We start from the raw sequence: 17,545 nt of genomic DNA, 5'->3' as shown, positions 1-17,545 counted from the left end.
CCGGGCAACGTCCGCATGCGGCCAAAAGCGGCCGTTCAACACTCGTACCTTGCTAACGAGCCTGCGAGACCGCTAAAGAGCTCTCACAACTAACGGCGTCTCAGGTCGAGACGGGCACGCACACTCCGCGGAAGGACTCACTCTGCTGCAACGCCGCGCTGCGGCGGTCGCCGAGATCGACCAGCGCGTCAAGCACCTGCAACAGCTTGCGGGCCAGAGCAGCCGGCAACGGATGCTGTCGGTCGGCGTGCGCCTGCACCAGCGTCGCGATCGCGGCTGGTACCAAGGAGCCCTTCCAGCCCGCAGGGAGGCACCCATCGACGATCTGCGCCAGCACTTGGTCGGCGAATGTTTCAGCCGGGTAGACGGCACCGGAACGTTCGCATAGCGTGACGAACTGGCGAGCGACGTAGGGGTGCCAGCCGGCGACGCGAACCATGCGGTCAACCAGCGACATCACCTGGCCAAGATCATCCCAGACGCCGTTGGCGAAGCGCGTGGCGCCGGGGGCGTGCTCGACTACCACGAACATCAGCGAATCGACTAGCTTCGGCAGGTCGAAGCCGCCCATGCGCCCGTCGTTGTAAGGCGAACGGCGCAGGTCGTCATTCTCCAACGTTCGATCGAGTACGGCCTGCAGCAGGTACAGGGTGTCATCGCGGACCTCCGGCGCATCGAGGACTTCGCCGCAGACCAACGACACAGTGAACGGCGCGAGCAGCCGCATCGCGATCTCGTCAGGCTGGGCAAGGATCGGCCGCAGCAACCTCTGCAAGATCTCGTCGGCTGGAAGATGGGGGGCAACGCTTGCCACCATCCGACCCAGCTGATCCTCCCACTCGTACAGGTTTGCGTCGCCACGCTCGCGGCCCCGACGCCGCTCGGTTCGCCACACCGGGTTGATCGTGTCGAGCGTCCAGCCGATATACGCCTCGAGGGCGTCGACAAAGTGCGCACGGCCAGCGCTCGCCATGACCACCGCCACTGGGACTCTCTGCAAGACGTTTGCGGCGTACCGGCCGTCCCACAGATCGTCGGTGCTCTGCCACCCTCCGTCTTCTTCCCCGTCGAGAGTCTGCGGATTCTCAGCGTCCGACGCGGCCCGCACCCACGAAGGCCGTGGGCGCACCCAGGCAGGCAGCGGCCCTTGCGCACGATACTCGTCGAGTGCCGCGGCCATCGTCGCGGCACGGTGGTCCGATTCCACCTGCCGCCGTGCCTCGGTGTCTAGCCGGTGCATGTCTCGCCTGCTTACGAGCTGCGCCAACCGCAACCCGAGGTTCAGGCCACACCAGGCAAACCGCGCGTCGCGCTGCCAGCAGCCCGCGACGCCGGACAGCGCAACGAACGAAACCGCATCGAGTGGGTGCGCAATCAACCGATAGAGCGCTTCGCGGTCGGCAGGATATTCGCGGGCCGACCTGATACGCGCGGCCAACGCATGCGCCACGAAGATCTTCGGGTGCCAAGGGATCACCGATCCAGAAAACGTGTCGTCGGAGATCTCGTCCTGCGCAACGCGGAAGCTTTCGATGGTGGCATCGGCCCAGGCCTCATGCCCGCTCGCATCGGCGAAACAAATCGCGGCCGCTGCCGTTCCCGCAATCGCGCCTTCCGTCAACCCACTGCCAGGCATCGGCGACATCGACCGCCCTGCAGCAGCCGCATCAGCCAGCTCTTTCGCACGCCCGATGGCGTCGTCCACCGAGAAGCCCGGCGCCCATTGGCGCAAAGTGAAGCACTTATCGACCCACAGCCACAACTCCATCTCGCGCGCCGCCTGCGCATGGCGTTGCAGGGCCGCTTGCACCTCGGGAGCTTCGTGTCGCGGACTGCTCATCGAGATCTGGACCACATCACTGCGGCCGGGGATCGGTGCTGCGGTGTAGTTCTCGGCGTGGCCCAACTCCGACCATAGTTCGGCGGTGCGGCGGAGCTCGGCCACATGTTCTGGGTTCTGCGCCTCTTCTTGATAGGCGAATTCCACCTTGTTCGGGAAGTCGTCGAGAGCGGCGCGGCACGCGTCCCGCAAGGCCGCGTCGTCTCCGAGGACGAAGAGCGGTACCAGGTCGCGCAGTTCCAAGCGGCGCGACGTCATCTGGCTGCTGTCGATAACCGCTTGTCGGTGCACGGCGTCGACGCTTGCGTTGTCGAAACCCATCAGCCCCGCGCTTTGCAGTTGGTGCTCTTGGACCTGGCGCTGCAGGTCGAGCCGCCACAGCCGCGGGCTGCGCAGCAGCGCCAAGGTCGTTGGCGAAGCTTGCTTAGCTCGCAAGGCGAGGTGCACCGCGATCCCCAGGACGCCGATGCTCGTATGCCCGTCCAGCAGCTCTTGCAGCACTTCGTCCAATGGGCGTCCCGCATCGAGCTGCGCGATGGCCCAGCGCTCCAGCGTCATGAGCGCGCACTCCACAACCTGTGGCCCACCATGCCCGCGGAACCAGAAATAGTGCCGGTCGTCCCCCCAGAACTCTTGCTGTCCCCACGGGAACGCAACTACGAGCGGTAACGGCGTCGCGCTGCCATGCCAGTGCCGATGCAACTGACGCCATGCCGTGGTGGCGTGGTTCGTCACATCTCGGATTAGCGCAAGCGCCGTCGCCGGATCGCGCGTGAGCAGCGAGTGGAACGGTTCGCGGAGAGGCGAGGCGGGGAAGAAGCCCTGATGGTCGCCGCCGATCGACAGTCGATCCCAATCGTGGTGGGAGAACGAGTGGTGCATGATCGACGTGCTCGAAAGCGCGAGCTTGTCCCACCGCGATCTCTTCTCCGGCGGGACGGCCTCGGCTTCCCGGCGCCGGCGACCCTCTTCACGCGCTTCGCGACGCCAACGTGCCGATGTGTCGTCCGGCAGCTCCCTCATGAACCAGCGCTTGGCGACCGTCGCGAGCAGCGCAGGATGCGTCTGCGCCAGCACCGGCGCGAATGTCATGAGCTCGCGGAACGCGCCATCGGACCAGAGCTCGATTGTCTCGATCTTCGCGAGATAGGCGTTTACCACATCAGGGTAAGCGCGCGCTGCGCGGAGCACCAACGCGCGGAGCTCCGTCTCCAGCTGCGTCGGCACCCGCGGGCGCGGCGTACCATCCTTTGCAGGCGTGCCGTATCGAAACCGGCGGTCCACATGCTCATCCTCGATCGCGTGCAACCACGTTGCGCACCTGGCTACGATGCGCTGCGACACTGCGTTGGGGTAGTCCGCGACAGCGACCTGCCAGGTTTCGAACAACGTGATGAGATCCCGCAACTGTGCGTCAGGAATCGACTCGACCTGTTCGATCGCCCATGTGAGCAGGCGGTGCCACGCCGCGAAGTCGGAAGGCCAGCCTAGCGAGTCCGCGATACGGATACGCGCGGCGGCATCCAGATCGCCGCCCAGGACTCCGGACAGCACCATGGGGTTGGGTGTCGTCTTCTCTGCCTGCATCCACACCAGGAGCTTTCCGAAAAGCCGGTGGCCGTTCGCGGTCAGTGACGCAGCGAACATGTCGGCGTGATCCGCGAAGCGCGGGCTGAAAACTGGCGCCACGAGCCAGGCTCGCAGCCACTGCGGCCGGAGCTGAGCCCGCTCGAGCGCATGGAGTTCGCGCGGCCACTGGTCGGGGAGCGGATAAGTCGCCTGCGACAGCAGCTCCACTACCCGCGCCAGGGCAGGCGGTTCGCCGACTGCGTTCAAGGTCGCGATCCATTCGTCACCCTGATCGAGCAGAAGGTGCAAGAACGACCACTCGAAGAAAATGTCGTGACTGAACTGGGCTGTATGGCCCGTGCGCACCTGCTGCACCAGGCCGTCCTCCTCCAGCGCCGGGAGCACGTCCCGCGTCGCCGGTGACAGGTCGCGGATTCGCACATTGCGGCCCAGGTCTGGCGCGCTGCGCTGAGCCAATTCGATCAACCCGCGCTGACGCGCGAGCGCCTGGGGCGCATGTGCGTCGTAGCCGCCCCGCGTCCACCAGGCCTCCACGAGGTCCACCTCCGACTGAGGTGCGAACCCTGCGGCGTATGCCGCCCGCGAGAACCCTCGAGCCAGCACCGCAGCGAAGAACGGGCGTCGTGCCAGCGCTTTTACGCGATCATTTCCGCCCGTCAGCAGCGGCCGCAGGGCTGGCAGCGAATCTGCGAGCAAGCTGGCCTCTTCGTCCGTCAAGTTCTCCACATCGACATAGCCCACGCCGCCGCTGGCGAGCAGCGCGGGAGGCACCCAGTTGCGCAGGGGCTCGATACCTGCGTCGCGCGCGGTAGCGACCACACGCCAGTCGGAAAGCGCCGGGTTCGTCAGAAGCTGGCCGAGCAAATCGGTCACGATCGCGCGCTGTTCCGGCGCGATACGGTCCAGGCCGTCGATGAGCATCGTTGCATGACCGGTGGCCGCGACCTCCACGAGCAGCGGCTCGATCGATGTTGTCGCCAAGCCCATCGCACGGGCATGCTCCGACCAGCTCCGGCCAGAGAGTCGGTTGGCGGTAAGGAACAATGTGGTGCCATCGGCGGCCAGCTTTTGCACCAAGTCACGTAGTAGCACCGTCTTGCCGGTGCCGGGTAGGCCTTTGATCAGCGTCAGACGGTGGGCCGCCATCTGAGCGCCGAGCTGGTCGCGCAGCACCTGGCGCGTGAGGTGCGTCCCCCCGATATCGTCGGCCTGCTGGTCGAGCCAGTGGCGCGTGCTGTCGCGCAGGGTTTGCATGTCGCCGGCGAACGCGGGTGCCCCCGTGAAGCGCCAGCCAGCCAGCGCGCGCACCAGCGACGCGCGGGTGTGCACGGCGCTGCGGCCCGCTCCGTCGCGAGCGAGCTGGCGCAGCAAATCCCACAGATCGTTTGCACGCTCCGCTTGCCCCGGCGCAAGCGCGCGCTGCAGGCTGACAATAACGTCGGCTTCGTGCGTCGATCCGGCGTGAAGGAAGTCAAACCGGATCAGCACCAAGTGCGAAAGCAGGCAGTACAGCTGGTAGTTGGACAGTGGTGCGCCTTGGTCTTGTGCAACGTTTCGAACCGCTTCGACCACAGCGCGATGAGTAGCCGAGGCGTTCCCGCCGTCGACAAACCGTTGCATGAAGGCCGCGGTCGTGTCGGAAGCCCGAGCCCATTCGCACACGGTCGCAAAAGCTCGGGACGTCTCTTCCGCGACCGACCCCGTGACCGCTCCAACACGGTCCACATGCTCGCGAAAGTCGGGCTTTTGCAGCGTCTGCCAGCTGCGCTGGATCACCTCTCGGAAGTCGCTGTTCGCCTCCGAGATCGTGAGCGAACGCTTGACCTGCAGCGAAAGCCGCATGATCGATCCGTCGGACAAGGAGGTGGCGTCGATGATCAAGTCGTCGAGCGGTTCCTCGAAGTCGGCCTGTTGCTGGGCAACCCTTTGCACGATCCTTGCGTCCAGGGCGGTCGCCGTTGTGCCGCTGATCATCGCCGTGAGGTAATGCGCCGCGACCGCGTCTTCGTAGGTGAATCCGGCTCCGCCGGTGAGCTCAGGAGAGGTCATGTGTGGTGTAGGACCCTTTTCGACCAAGGACAGTAGCAGAGATGGTCCTCGTCTCCTGGCTGTTGTCCGCTTTGGGTCGCATAGCGACGGTGATCGGCCACCTGCAAACCCGGGCACGATCAACAACGTGCACGAATCTCAGACTCTTGACAGTCCCCTCCCGACCCAAGCGGTCTGCTATCCGCCAGCGTGAACCCGTGCGACGCAACGAAGTGGCATCTGCTCGGAAAAACTTCTAATCCGAGCCGGCCAGCCAAGCGCTAATCGTCGGACTCACGTTTCGGAATTTTCTGACGCGACGGTACGAAGTTGCCTGATCGCGAGGGATCGCTGCAATGGCCGCCTCCATAGGCGGCATAGATGCCATCGCCTTCTCCGGTGGCATCGGGATGCATGCAGCTCCTATCCGTGCCCGCGTCGTCGAAGCACTCGAATGGCTGGGCCTGGAAGTCGAGAGCAACCTGAACCAGCAATCGACAGCTGAAATTTCCTGTAAGAGCGCCCGGGTACGCACGTTCGTCTTGGCTATAAACGAGGAGCTCGAGATGGCGGACCTTGTTGCAAGCCTTCTCGTCTAGCGAGCGCGGGCCAGCGTGTCGTAGTCGTGCTCGTATGGGGCCAGACCGAGCTGCAGCGTATCGATTCGATGCGAGAAGCGATCACTTTCCTGTAGGTCAGACCGCAGCGCCGAATAGACCCGGCGTGTCTCGTAGTCCACCTGGAAACCGACATTGCGGGCGAGCGTGCGGCCAGCGAAGTCATTGCCGGTGGCATGGCCGAGCCCGCCCCAGACGAACACGTTGGCTTGCGCCCCTGGTAGGTTCCATCGCTTGGCCAGGAGGTTGCCGCGCAGGTAGGTGATGCGGCGCTGTTTCTGTCCGTCCTCGCTACTCAACTCAAGCCAGCCACCGCCGACCGAGGCCCAATAACGCGGAGCAAAGAACAACTGCACCTCGTTCATGGTGCCGGCACCGTACTCGAGCATGAGCGTCTTGCCTTTCGCGAAGGCGATCGGCTTGGCTGTCGCGAACATAGGCAGTGTGCTGAGTAGCGCGAGCGCTACCCAACGTCGTGAGAATGTCATTGGCATATCTCCGTGAATGCCGCACGCAGCGGCATGCGGACGAAAAGCGTCCGGAATGGCACAAAACGGAGTGTTAAGCGATCGGTGGTCGCAAGAGCGTATCGAGCGATCGCGAGAGATACGTCGGAGTGTTTCCGGTCGCGTGGGTGGCATGCGGCGGAACCGATGCCACGACATCCGGCAGCGCATGCAGATAGGCGGTGCCAAAGCAGGCGGTCAGATCCCAAGAGGCAGGCTTGCAGCAATCGCAAGGCAACTCGTGCGTGTCGAGCGACGGGGCCATCTCATCACCACATGGCATGTCCGCCATGGCCGCGGCCATTTGCGCTGCCGCGATCTGCTGGAGCGCCTCGTTTGCCGCCTGCGCTGGCGCGATCAGTGTCGAGGCGATCAGGGTGATGATCACCAACCAGTGCACCAAGCGGGACACGCGTCGCGGCATGGAAAGGATTCTAGTCCCGGGTGGCAGGTTGCGGCTGACCGCGCGTCGGATCCAGCAGGGATTTCATCTGCTCGATCTCGGCCTGCTGCCCTTCGATGATGTTCCGGCAGAGCGCCTGGATATCTTGGCTTGAAATCCTGGCTTCCTCGCACATCAGGATTGCGCCTGCATGGTGCGGGATCATGGATTTAAGGAACTGCCGGTCATCGACGCCGGCCTGTGCGCGAATCCCAAACCAACTACCGACCAGAACGAGGCCAGCCAAAGCAAAGATCACCGCGTTCTTTCGCTTGTCCTGGTACATGGCGCCCATCAGCGCCAACTCCAGGATCGCCATGGGTGCGGTCATCAGGGCCGCCATGTAGAACTGGTTGATATTCGGCACGACATTCGCGAAGCGATCAACCATGGCGTACATGAGCGCGTACATACAAGCGAATGACAGCACCAGCATGAGCGCGAATCGCCCGTAGTGCCCGTCGCTGGTCTGGTGGCCGGTGTGGCTGACGTGACCGCCCTTCGTCCGGGCGTCGTGAGTCGTCTGGTGCTTGGAGTGCGCTTGCATGATTGAACCTCCTTGAATGGCGGCGCGACGAACCGCGCCGCCGAAATTCGCGCGTCAGTGGCCGGTGTACTCGGCCTCCGACAACACACCGTCCTTGTTGGTGTCCATCATGGCGAAGTGCGCGGCCATGGGATGTTTGGCCGGCATCTCTGCCTTCGACAGCTTGCCGTCCTGGTTCTTGTCGAGCGCACGAAACTCCTTTTGGGCCGGGGTGATTTCTGCAGTTGGCGCCGCGTGACCCGCATGGCTTCCATGCGCTTGCGGTTCCGCCGCGACGGCTACCGCGGACAGGGACAGGAGGCCGACAGCGGCCAGCGAAACGAATTTGTTCATGAACCTACTCCAGGTGGGGGGAAAGTCTTAGTGAGAAGACGCGCCGTGTGCGGACAGCGCGGGTGCTGCGTGCGTTGCGCCCAGGGGAACACGCGCCAGGCGCAGCGCATTGGTGACGACCGAAACAGAACTCAGGCTCATGGCCAGCGCCGCGATCATCGGGCTGAGTAGCAGACCGAACACCGGATACAACACACCGGCGGCGATCGGCACGCCGATGGCGTTGTAGAGGAAGGCGAAGGCGAGGTTCTGCTTCATGTTGGCGACCGTTGCATCCGAAATCGCCCGCGCCTCCAGGATCCGGCTCAGATCGCCTTTGACCAAGGTGACCTGAGCGCTGGACATCGCGACGTCAGTGCCGGTGCCCATGGCGATGCCGACATCCGCGGCCGCGAGAGCCGGCGCATCGTTCACACCATCGCCGGCCATGGCGACACGTCGCCCTTGCGCCTTGAGTTGCTGTACCAGCGCGGCCTTGTCCTGCGGACGCACCTCGCCTCGCACGTCCTCGATGCCGAGTGTGCGACCCACCGCCTCGGCGGTCGATTGCGCATCGCCCGAAGCCATCACCAGATGCAGGCCTGCCGCACGCAATGCGTTCAAAGCCGGCAAGGTCGTGGCCTTGATCGGATCTGCCACGGACACCGCGCCCGCCAACCGCCCATTCACGGCGAGGAACATCACGCTGGCGCCCTCGCCCCTCGCCGATTCGGCACGAGCAAGCAGCGGCGCGACATCGGCGCCCACCTCGGCCATGAGCGCCTTGTTACCGAGGGCAAGCTTCTGCCCTGCGATCTGCCCGCGCACGCCTTTGCCGGTAACCGAATCGAAGTCATCGGTCGTCGACAGCGGTAGGTTCCGGCGCTTGGCTTCGGTCAGGATCGCATCCGCCAGCGGGTGTTCGCTGCCCTGCTCCAGGCTTGCCGCCAAGCCCAGCACGGTGTCGTCCTCGAACCCGTCGGCGGCCATGACCGCGCGAAACGCCGGGCGACCTTCGGTCAGGGTGCCGGTCTTGTCGACGATCAAGGTATCGATCTTGCGCAACTGCTCGATCGCCTCGGCGTCGCGGAACAATACGCCGGCACGCGCCGCGCGGCCGGTGGCGACCATGATCGACATCGGCGTGGCCAATCCCAGCGCACACGGACAAGCAATGATCAGCACCGAGACCGCATTGAGGACGGCGTATGTCCACGACGGCTCCGGCCCGAACAGGCCCCAGCCGAAGAACGTGAGTACGGCAATCGCCAACACCGCGAGCACGAACCAGAACGCGACCTTGTCGGCCATGCGCTGCATCGGTGCACGCGAGCGCTGCGCCTGGGCGACGAGCTGCACGATCTGCGACAGCACGGTCTCCGAACCGATCCTGTCGGCGCGGATGACGAGGCTCCCGGTGCCATTGATCGTGGCGCCGATCACGCGGCTGCCTGCGGTCTTTTCAACCGGAATCGATTCGCCGGTCAGCATCGATTCGTCGACGCTGGAGCGCCCTTCGAGCACTTCGCCGTCGACCGGCACTTTTTCGCCGGGGCGCACGCGCAGTTTGTAGCCGATGTGGACATGTTCGAGCGGGATGTCGTCTTCGCTGCCATCGTCGTTGATGCGACGGGCCGTCTTCGGCGCGAGCCCCAGCAAAGCCTTGATCGCCGCCGAAGTCTTCGAGCGGGCACGCAACTCCAGCAACTGCCCCAACAGAGTCAATGACACGATGACCGCGGCGGCCTCGAAATAGACGCCGACCCGGCCATGCTCACGGAACGAATCCGGGAATAGATCCGGTGCCACAGTGGCCACCACGCTATAGCCGAAGGCTGATGCAACGCCAATCCCGATCAGCGTGAACATGTTCGGGCTGCGGTTGCGGATCGATTGCACGCAACGCTCGAAGAACGGCCAGCCGGCCCAGAGCACGACCGGCGTGCTCAACGCGAGTTCCAGCCAGGTGCGGGCACCCATGCTCAGGAACGTCAGCCGGTCGCCCAACATCGCCAGCAGGAAGACCACGACGGTCAGCGGCAACGTCCACCAGAAGCGATGCGAGAAGTCGCGCAGTTCCGGGTTGTCCTCGTCCTCCAGGCTGGGCATTTCCGGCTCCAGCGCCATGCCGCAGATCGGGCACGTCCCCGGTCCTTCCTGGCGGATTTCCGGGTGCATGGGACAGGTGTAGATCGTGCCCGCCGGCGCGGCGGGCGCCGTCTCGGCCTTGGGCGTGAGATAGCGCGGCGGGTCGGAAACGAATTTCGCTTGGCAGCGTGCCGAACAGAAGTGGTAGTCGGTGCCGGCGTGGCTGGCGTGATGCGGCGTGGTGTCGGGATCGACCTGCATGCCACAGACCGGGTCGATCACGGCGCTATCGGATGTCGGTACCTTGGTCGCACAGCAACTGCCCTTCCCTTCCCCTTTGGCCGAGGTCGTCGTGTAACGCTCGGGGTCGGTCACGAATTTTTCCCTGCAGCGTGCCGAGCAGAAGTGGTAGTCGGTGCCGGCATGACTGACGTGATGCGATGTCGTGTTGGGATCAACCTGCATGCCGCAGACCGGATCGATCACGGTGTTGTCGGATGCTGGTGCCGGCTTCTTGTTCGCACAGCAACTGCCCTGCCCATGCGCGTCGTGATCGGAATGCGTGTGCGTGTTCATGCGGCGTCCTCGTTGAGTGCGTGCAGGATCGGGCAAGCGCCCAATGCCCCATGCCCGGGACATGCCTTGATCAGCGTCCGCAATCCGTCGCGAATCCTCGTGAGTTCCGCCAGCTTGGCCTCGACGCCCGCCAGCTTCTGCTCGGCGGCTGCCTTGAGGCTGCCCATGTCGTTCTCGCGATGGCTGGAGAGTGCGAGCAGTTCGCGAATCTCTTCCAAGGTGAAACCCAGTGCCTTCGCGCGACGCACGAAACGCAGGCGCAAGACATCGGCGCTCTGGTACCGACGGTAGCCGGACGGTTGACGTTCCGGCTCCCGCAGCAGTCCTTGCCGTTCGTAGTAGCGCACGGTGTCGATGGGGACACCGGTGCGTTGGGCGAGTTCACCGATCTTCATTGAGGGACCTCTTGCGTCTGGAATGCCGCCAGTCTCCACCCTTGAGTAAAGTCCAGAGTCAAGCCCTGCTGCATGCGGCCATCCATGTACGTTCAGTGCGCTGCAAAGGCCGCTGTCGTGCCGTCCCGACGCACCAGTTCGACGGTGTACGGCTCCGAATGCCCGTCCGGCATCTCCATACCGGGCGATCCCATTGGCATGCCGGGCAGCACCAGTCCCTTGGCGTCGGGTTTTTCGGCCAACAGGCGCTTCACGTCCGCGGCCGGCACGTGGCCTTCAATGAAATAGCCTCCCACCTCGGCGGTATGGCAAGACCCCTTGCCATACGGCACGCCCACGCGTTCCTTCACCGGATTGACGTTGTCCTCGTCGCGTACCTCGACCTGGAATCCGGCTTGGCGCATGTGGTCCACCCACAGGCCGCAGCAGCCGCAACTCGGGCTCTTGTGAACGACAACGAGCGGCAGCGCTTGCGTTGGTGCGGGCACTGGTGCCACTTCGGCTGTGACCTCGGCAGCGCGTTCTGGTGCTGGCGCCTGTTTGGCGCAGGCGCCCAGCGATACGACAGCGCCCAGCACCAACACGGCCGTTGCAGCATGCATCGACATGGTCTTCCTCCTCATCGCTTCGCCCGCGAGGACCAATGGATATGGACAATGCGCCAGCCGTCCTTACCGCGCTTGAGCACCACGGTTTCGGTGCTCAGCGTGGTCACCGGCTTGCCGTCCTTGCTGGTGTGCAGTTCACTTTCGCTGCCAACCCACGCCAACTCGCCCGCCACTTTGGCCGTGCGTTGCTTCAACTGCACATGCGCGCCTTTCAGGAACTCGGCGTCGTGCGTTGCATGCCCGCCCATGTATTCGGCTTTCGAGTGCTCGGCACCGCCGCTTTCTAGGATCAGTACATCGTCGGCCAACCAGGTGCCAGCACGCTTCAGATCACCGGCCTGCAATGCGCTTGAGAAGGCATCCACGGCCGCAACCGCAGGCTTCGCCTCGGCGGCGATGGCAGGTACGTTGGTCTTCGCATGCTGCGCAGGGTCATGTGCTTGCGATGCAAATGGAAGCACCAGCAAGGCGAGGAAAACAATTCGATGGATCATGGGATTCGCGGCTCCGGTCAGTGTTGGTGATCGTGGCCATCGCTGGCCGGTTCTGTTTCGGGCATGTCCATGCCGGCATGCGGGTCGGCGGTGGTCGGCTTCGCAGTGGCAGGCGTGGCCGTGGGTTTTGCGTCGTGGACGTGCTTCTTGCCGTCGGCATGGATGTGCACTTCACCGGACGGTGCCTTCGTGTCCTTCGGCGCATCGACGTGCGGCGGTGTGCCCGAAGGGTGCGAGTGCGGCTTGGGCGTATCCATCGGCATGCCCGCCATCGCGTTGTGCTCCTCTCCTTCGGTGTGCGCGTGCGCGTCGCCCTCGTCGTGATGGTCCTCGCCGCCCTCGGCATGCGCGTGGCCCTCGGACTCACCGCCACCGTGCGAATGACCACCGCTGCTGGCGACGAGCGCCTGATATTGCTCGGGTGTGAGCTTGGGCAGTGCCTGCAGGAACGCCGCCATGTTCCAGATGTATTCGTCGTCCATGCTCTTGCCCCAGGCCGGCATGCCTGAGGCCTTGATGCCGTGCTTAATCACCCAGAACGCAGTGTCGGCGTCGACCGTTTCCTTACTCAGATTCGGCGGTGCCGGATACAGGCCCATGCTCAGTTCGGTGTCTTGCATGCCCGGGCCGAGGTGGCAGCCGGTGCACATGGCGTTGTAGTTGCCAGCCCCCTGACGGATGCGCGCCGGGTCGTCGAGATCGGCGGGCACTTGCAACTTGTTCGCCCGTACCTCGATGGAGCGTTCGCGCAGGGCTTGCAGCGTCGAGTACACGGGTCGGGTGTGGGTGTCGTCCGCGCCGATGTTGTAAATACCGGACCAGACAAAACCGGCTGCCGCCGCGAGGGCGACGCCGGACAGGATGCTCAGTGTGAGCAGGGACTTTCGGGTAACGAACGGCATGATGGTCTCCCCCAATCAGAACCAGATCCGGATCCCCGCCACGAAGCGGGTGTCGTTGACGCCTTCGTCCGCCGCGCGACGAAAATCTGCAGTGCGACCGAAGGCGCGTTCATGAACCACGCCGATGTACGGCGCGAATTGCCGGGTGAACTCATAGCGCAGGCGTAAACCGGCCTCGGCGGTGCTCAGACCGGAACCGATGCCGCGGCGTTCGTCGTTCTTGCCGTAGAAACTGACTTCAACCAGCGGCTGCAGGATCAACCGGTTGGTCAGCAGCGTTTCGTATTCGGCCTCCAGGCGCGCAGCGGTCTGGCCGGATTGGCCGAGATACGCGGTCGCTTCCACCTCGAACTTGTACGGCGCCAGGCCCTGCACGCCGATCGCAACGAAGTCCTGCGATGTGCCCGGTTTGAAGTCGTGGCGCACGCCGGCGACCACATCCCACCAGCGGGCGAATGCACGGCCGTACAGCACTTCGAGATCCGCGCCTTCGGTGTGCCCCCCTACTCGCTCGCCCTCGCTGCGCAGCCAGAGCTTGTTGAGATCGGTGCCGACCCAGGCTTGGCCTTCCCATGCCATGCCGGTGCCATCGTCGGTATCGAAGCCTTCGAGGCGGTTGAACAGCACATAGTGCTGCACGCCGTTGTCGTGCACAGGATGATCATTCGGTGGCGGGATGGCCGCTGCACGAACTTCATCCGTGAGTACCGGAATCGGCGTGATGGGTTGGTCGGCGGGACGCGGCATGGCATGCCCCATCGCGGCGTGATCCATTGGCACCGGTTGGGCGGCGTCATGTCCCATGGCGCTGTGGTCCACGGCAGCCGGTTGCTGTGCCGGCATCGCGTGGCCCATGGCCGCGTGATCCATCGGTGCGGCGGGTACCGCTGCCTTCGTCTTCGGCGTGGCGGCGGGTTTGGCCTTCGGCTTTGGTTTTACCTTCGGTACGGCTTTCGGTTTGACCTGGTGCTGCGTGTGATCCTGCATCGCCGGCATTTGGTGCTGGGAATGATCCTGCGCAGCAGGCATCGGCATCTGGTATTGCGAGTGATCCTGTGCAGCGGCATTCAAGGCCAGCAGCAGGCCAGCAGCGAGTGGTGCGAGCGTCATGATCGTCTTCATTCGTCGACCCTCACGGTGCGCATCATTCCCGCTTCCATGTGGTAGAGCAGATGGCAGTGATAGGCCCAGCTGCCGAGCGCGTCGGCCCGCACGCGGTAACTGCGTCTGCTGCCGGGCGGCATGTCGATGGTGTGCTTGCGTACGAGGAAGTTGCCTTGATCGTCCTCGAGGTCGCTCCACATGCCATGCAGGTGGATCGGGTGCGTCATCATCGTGTCGTTCACCAGCACGATGCGCATGCGTTCGCCGTAGTTGAGTCGCAGCGGTTCGACGTCCGAGAACTTCTGCCCATTGAAGCTCCAGGCGAAGCGTTCCATGTGACCGGTGAGGTGCAGTTCGATGTCGCGGCCAGGATCGCGCCCGTCTGGATCGTCGAAGGCACTCTTGAGCATCGAATAGCTCAAGACCTTGCGTCCGTTGTCGCGCAGGCCGATGCCCGGATCATCAAGCCGTGAACTGACCACCATGGCCTGGTTGTCGACCAGCGGATTGCGCGTTTCGCTGGCCGGGTGCGTGACCGTGCTCCCGGAATCCATGCCGGCCATCGAGCCATCTTTCATGGTCGCCATGTCGTGACCTGCATGCGGATCGGCATCGGCCGGTTTCGACGTCTGCGCCATCGCGCCATGATCCATGCCGGCCATGCCCATGTTGGCGCCACAGCTCATTTCCATGCCCTTGCCGCCGGACATGTCCATGCCACCCATGCTTCCGTGATCCATGCCCATGTCCTGCATGGTCAGCAGCGGACGAGGATCGACCGGCGGAATCGGCGCACGAAGCCCTTCGCGCACGGCCAGCGTGCCGGCGACGAAACCGGTGCGGCCCATGTCCTGCGCGAAAATCGTGAAGGCATCCTGCCCCGACGGCTCGACGATCACGTCGAAGGTTTCGGCGGTGGCGATGCGGAACTCGTCGATGGTGACTGGATGCACGTACTGACCATCGGCGGCCACCACGGTCATCTTCAGGCCGGGTATCCGCACGTCGAAATGCGTCATCGCCGAACCGTTGATGAAGCGCAAGCGGATCTTCTCGCCGGAGCGGAACACGCCGGTCCAGTTGCTCAGCGAGGTCTCGCCATTCATCAGGTAGGTGTAGGTGTTCGCATTGACGTCCGACAGATCGGTCGGCGACATGCGCATCTGTCCCCACATCTTGCGGTCGTCGATCGTGGTCGCAAGACCATTTCGCTCAGCATCACGCAGAAAATCCCCGACCGTGCGCATGTAGTAGTTGTCGTACATCGACATCTTCTTCAGCCGCGCGAACAGCCGTGTGGGGTCCATGTCGGTCCAGTCGGACAGCATCACCACGTAGTCGCGGTCGTAGGCGAACGGTTCAGGTTCGATGGGATCGATGATGAGCGGGCCGTAGAGCCCGGCCTGTTCCTGGAATCCCGAATGGCTGTGGTACCAATACGTACCGCCCTGATTCACCTTAAACCGATAGTGGTAGGCCTCGCCCCGGTGGATGCCGTCAAAGCTCAGCCCAGGCACACCGTCCATGTTGGCCGGCAGCAGGATGCCGTGCCAATGGATCGAGGTTTCATGGCCAAAGATCGAGCCTTCCGGCAGCGCATTGGAGACACGCAGGTTGACCGTCGTACCCTCGCGCCAGCGCAGCAGCGGTGCTGGAATCGAGCCATTGACGGTGACTGCTGGACGCGTGCGCCCGGTGAAATTCATCGGCGTCTCGCCGATGGTCAGGTCGAACTCGGTACCCGACAGGACATTCGGATTACCGGGGCCTTTGAGCGCCCAACTGAGTTTGGGCCAGAGACCCAGGCTGGCCACAGCACCACCCGCGGCCAACCCCTGCACGAATCGCCGCCGCGACGGTTTGAACAACCCGTCGGCATTGCGGCCGAAAGCATCGGAAGACATGTGAACTCCATCAAAGTGTCATAGGCCAGCACAAGCGCTGGACCACTGCCTGCAAAGCACGTCGAACGGCGACGCGCGCAAGCGAACCGGCGCCCGGGGCGCCAAAGGACACTTAGCCGATGGGAGGTCGGATCAGATGGGGCAACGGTGGTGTTGCATGGCCCAAGGCCATCGATCGCACGCTACCGACATGCAGCAGGGCGGTGCCCTGGAAGGCCATCACCGGCACCATGGCGGCCGCCTGATGCACGCATGCACAGGTACAGGTGCTCGACTTGCAGCAATCGGGTGACTGGCCGGGTTGCTTGTCCTTGGTAGCCGTTGCCGCATCGGCCGCATCCTGCGAATGCGCGGGCTGCCCGTCGTGGTGGCATGGCATCTCGGACTCGGCACTCGCCATAGGCGCGACCGGAGTACTTGCGGCTTCATGCCCATCCGCGTGCATCTGCATCATCTGCACAGACGCCATGGCCGAGGCTGCCCCGTTGAATACCAAGGCAACGCACAGCAACAGACGCAACAGGATGGCGCGGGTGGACATGGCCTTACTTTAACTCGCGAGCGTGCTCAGGGGTAAAGGAATCATGAATAGCACGAGCCTATCTCTGGACTATGGTAAAGGGTTCAACACCCACGGCCCAATGAAGCTACTTGCCGGGAAGACGACCCCGCTTCGACTTGGAAAGTTCCACACCCTCGACCTGTTTGAGAAGGTCCTTCTTCTGGCGGAGGGACAACTCATTCCAACGTAGTAACAGCGCGGCCAATAAATCGTCTTCGGTGTAGAGGAACGCGGGAGGAATCCCCAGCACCTCCGCCAACCGCTTCGCGGTCTTGAGTTGGGGCTCGTGTTTGCCTCGCTCGTCGTGCTCGGATGGCAGCGCCGCCGCGGAAAGGTGGAGTCCGCCTTTCCGCGGCTGGCAATGCTGGCGGGCGGCGCACTTGCTACGCTGGCATGGAACGGCCACGCCGCCGCCGGTGAAGGCGCGTCCGGTGCGCTGCGGCTTGCTGCGGGCCTGGTCCACCTGCTCGCGGCAGGCGGCTGGGTTGCCGCGATACTGGTGTTCCTGGGCCTGCTCCTGCGCAGGGAGGCGGTCTCCGGCAGTAGGCGCCTTCGAGCGACGCATGATCTTCTGCACGGATTCTCGACGCTCGGCACGATCTTCGTTGCTGCGCTCATCGTGTCTGGCATCGCGCACTACGGTGATCTCACCGCATGGTCGTTGTCGACACTGCTCCAGAGCACGTACGGGAACCTGCTGCTGGTGAAGCTTGCCCTGTTCGGAGGAATGCTGGGCCTGGGTGCATTGCACCGCTGGACGCTGGTGCCGCGTCTGGAACGCGCCCTGGCCAGCGGCGATCCTGTGCAGGAAGTGCGGGCCCTGCGGCAGAGTGTCGCGGCTGAGGCCACACTGGCCATCCTGATCTTGATCGTCGTTTCGGTGCTGGGAACGCTCAGCCCCGCGGCTGCCTGAGCGCGATGGCGCATAGTCTTGATGGTTCCTCCCCGCCGAGCATCGGCACGAACTCCCCCGCCGTCTCCGTGCTTGACCAGAAATTGATCTGGATCAGTTTCACCGGATCAGAAAAAG

General features: G+C 64.0%; 15 protein-coding genes. 2 read left to right on the top strand and 13 right to left on the bottom strand.

Annotated elements, in window-relative coordinates; all coding sequences use genetic code 11:
* Positions 1-100 precede the first annotated feature (100 nt).
* Positions 101-5,479, bottom strand: coding sequence for an NACHT domain-containing protein (locus tag ICG51_RS00265; protein ID WP_190281010.1), 5,379 nt, complete (start codon positions 5,477-5,479; stop codon positions 101-103).
* 335 nt (positions 5,480-5,814) lie between these two features.
* Between ICG51_RS00265 and ICG51_RS00260 the strand changes: the two genes are divergently transcribed.
* Positions 5,815-6,057: a hypothetical protein gene (locus tag ICG51_RS00260; protein ID WP_190281009.1), complete on the top strand. Its 243-nt coding sequence runs from the start codon at positions 5,815-5,817 to the stop codon at positions 6,055-6,057.
* Here the strand turns inward: ICG51_RS00260 and ICG51_RS00255 are convergent.
* The 12 genes from ICG51_RS00255 to ICG51_RS00200 form a co-directional block, all read right to left on the bottom strand.
* Positions 6,054-6,512 carry a hypothetical protein gene (locus ICG51_RS00255; RefSeq protein ID WP_190281008.1) on the bottom strand — a complete coding sequence of 153 codons (459 nt, stop codon included), beginning with the start codon at positions 6,510-6,512 and terminating at the stop codon, positions 6,054-6,056. The genes ICG51_RS00260 and ICG51_RS00255 overlap by 4 nt on opposite strands.
* A 124-nt stretch (positions 6,513-6,636) precedes the next feature.
* The gene (locus tag ICG51_RS00250) at positions 6,637-7,005 is read right to left on the bottom strand and encodes a hypothetical protein (protein WP_190281007.1); all 369 of its coding nucleotides are present in this window, start codon (positions 7,003-7,005) and stop codon (positions 6,637-6,639) included.
* 10 nt (positions 7,006-7,015) lie between these two features.
* The gene (locus ICG51_RS00245; protein WP_187570533.1) at positions 7,016-7,570 is read right to left on the bottom strand and encodes a DUF305 domain-containing protein; all 555 of its coding nucleotides are present in this window, start codon (positions 7,568-7,570) and stop codon (positions 7,016-7,018) included.
* Positions 7,571-7,624: 54 nt separating this feature from the next.
* Entirely contained in the window at positions 7,625-7,903 is a 279-nt protein-coding gene (locus ICG51_RS00240; protein WP_114958848.1) for an EF-hand domain-containing protein, read from the bottom strand.
* A gap of 27 nt (positions 7,904-7,930) precedes the next feature.
* Positions 7,931-10,546 (bottom strand): heavy metal translocating P-type ATPase, encoded by a 2,616-nt coding sequence (locus ICG51_RS00235; protein WP_190281006.1) that lies wholly within the window; start codon positions 10,544-10,546, stop codon positions 7,931-7,933.
* Complete coding sequence (locus tag ICG51_RS00230) at positions 10,543-10,941, bottom strand: heavy metal-responsive transcriptional regulator (RefSeq protein ID WP_190281005.1); 399 nt, start codon at positions 10,939-10,941, stop codon at positions 10,543-10,545. Before ICG51_RS00230 ends, ICG51_RS00235 begins: the two co-directional genes overlap by 4 nt.
* A gap of 92 nt (positions 10,942-11,033) precedes the next feature.
* Positions 11,034-11,543, bottom strand: coding sequence for a DUF411 domain-containing protein (locus ICG51_RS00225; RefSeq protein WP_114959248.1), 510 nt, complete (start codon positions 11,541-11,543; stop codon positions 11,034-11,036).
* Between the two features lie 17 nt (positions 11,544-11,560).
* Positions 11,561-12,043: a nuclear transport factor 2 family protein gene (locus tag ICG51_RS00220; RefSeq protein WP_190281004.1), complete on the bottom strand. Its 483-nt coding sequence runs from the start codon at positions 12,041-12,043 to the stop codon at positions 11,561-11,563.
* 17 nt (positions 12,044-12,060) lie between these two features.
* Complete coding sequence (locus ICG51_RS00215) at positions 12,061-12,945, bottom strand: cytochrome c (RefSeq protein ID WP_190281003.1); 885 nt, start codon at positions 12,943-12,945, stop codon at positions 12,061-12,063.
* A 15-nt stretch (positions 12,946-12,960) separates the two neighbouring features.
* Positions 12,961-14,067, bottom strand: coding sequence for a copper resistance protein B (locus ICG51_RS00210; RefSeq protein ID WP_190281002.1), 1,107 nt, complete (start codon positions 14,065-14,067; stop codon positions 12,961-12,963).
* Positions 14,064-15,953 carry a copper resistance system multicopper oxidase gene (locus tag ICG51_RS00205; protein WP_190281001.1) on the bottom strand — a complete coding sequence of 630 codons (1,890 nt, stop codon included), beginning with the start codon at positions 15,951-15,953 and terminating at the stop codon, positions 14,064-14,066. Before ICG51_RS00205 ends, ICG51_RS00210 begins: the two co-directional genes overlap by 4 nt.
* Before the next feature lie 112 nt (positions 15,954-16,065).
* Positions 16,066-16,494, bottom strand: coding sequence for a CopL family metal-binding regulatory protein (locus ICG51_RS00200; protein WP_114958842.1), 429 nt, complete (start codon positions 16,492-16,494; stop codon positions 16,066-16,068).
* 307 nt (positions 16,495-16,801) lie between these two features.
* Between ICG51_RS00200 and ICG51_RS00195 the strand changes: the two genes are divergently transcribed.
* The gene (locus ICG51_RS00195) at positions 16,802-17,428 is read left to right on the top strand and encodes a CopD family protein (protein ID WP_223809645.1); all 627 of its coding nucleotides are present in this window, start codon (positions 16,802-16,804) and stop codon (positions 17,426-17,428) included.
* Positions 17,429-17,545 lie beyond the last annotated feature (117 nt).

The sequence above is a fragment of the Thermomonas sp. XSG genome (genome assembly GCF_014678725.1).
Classification (GTDB): domain Bacteria; phylum Pseudomonadota; class Gammaproteobacteria; order Xanthomonadales; family Xanthomonadaceae; genus Thermomonas.
This window is presented reverse-complemented; position numbering and strand designations above follow the sequence as displayed.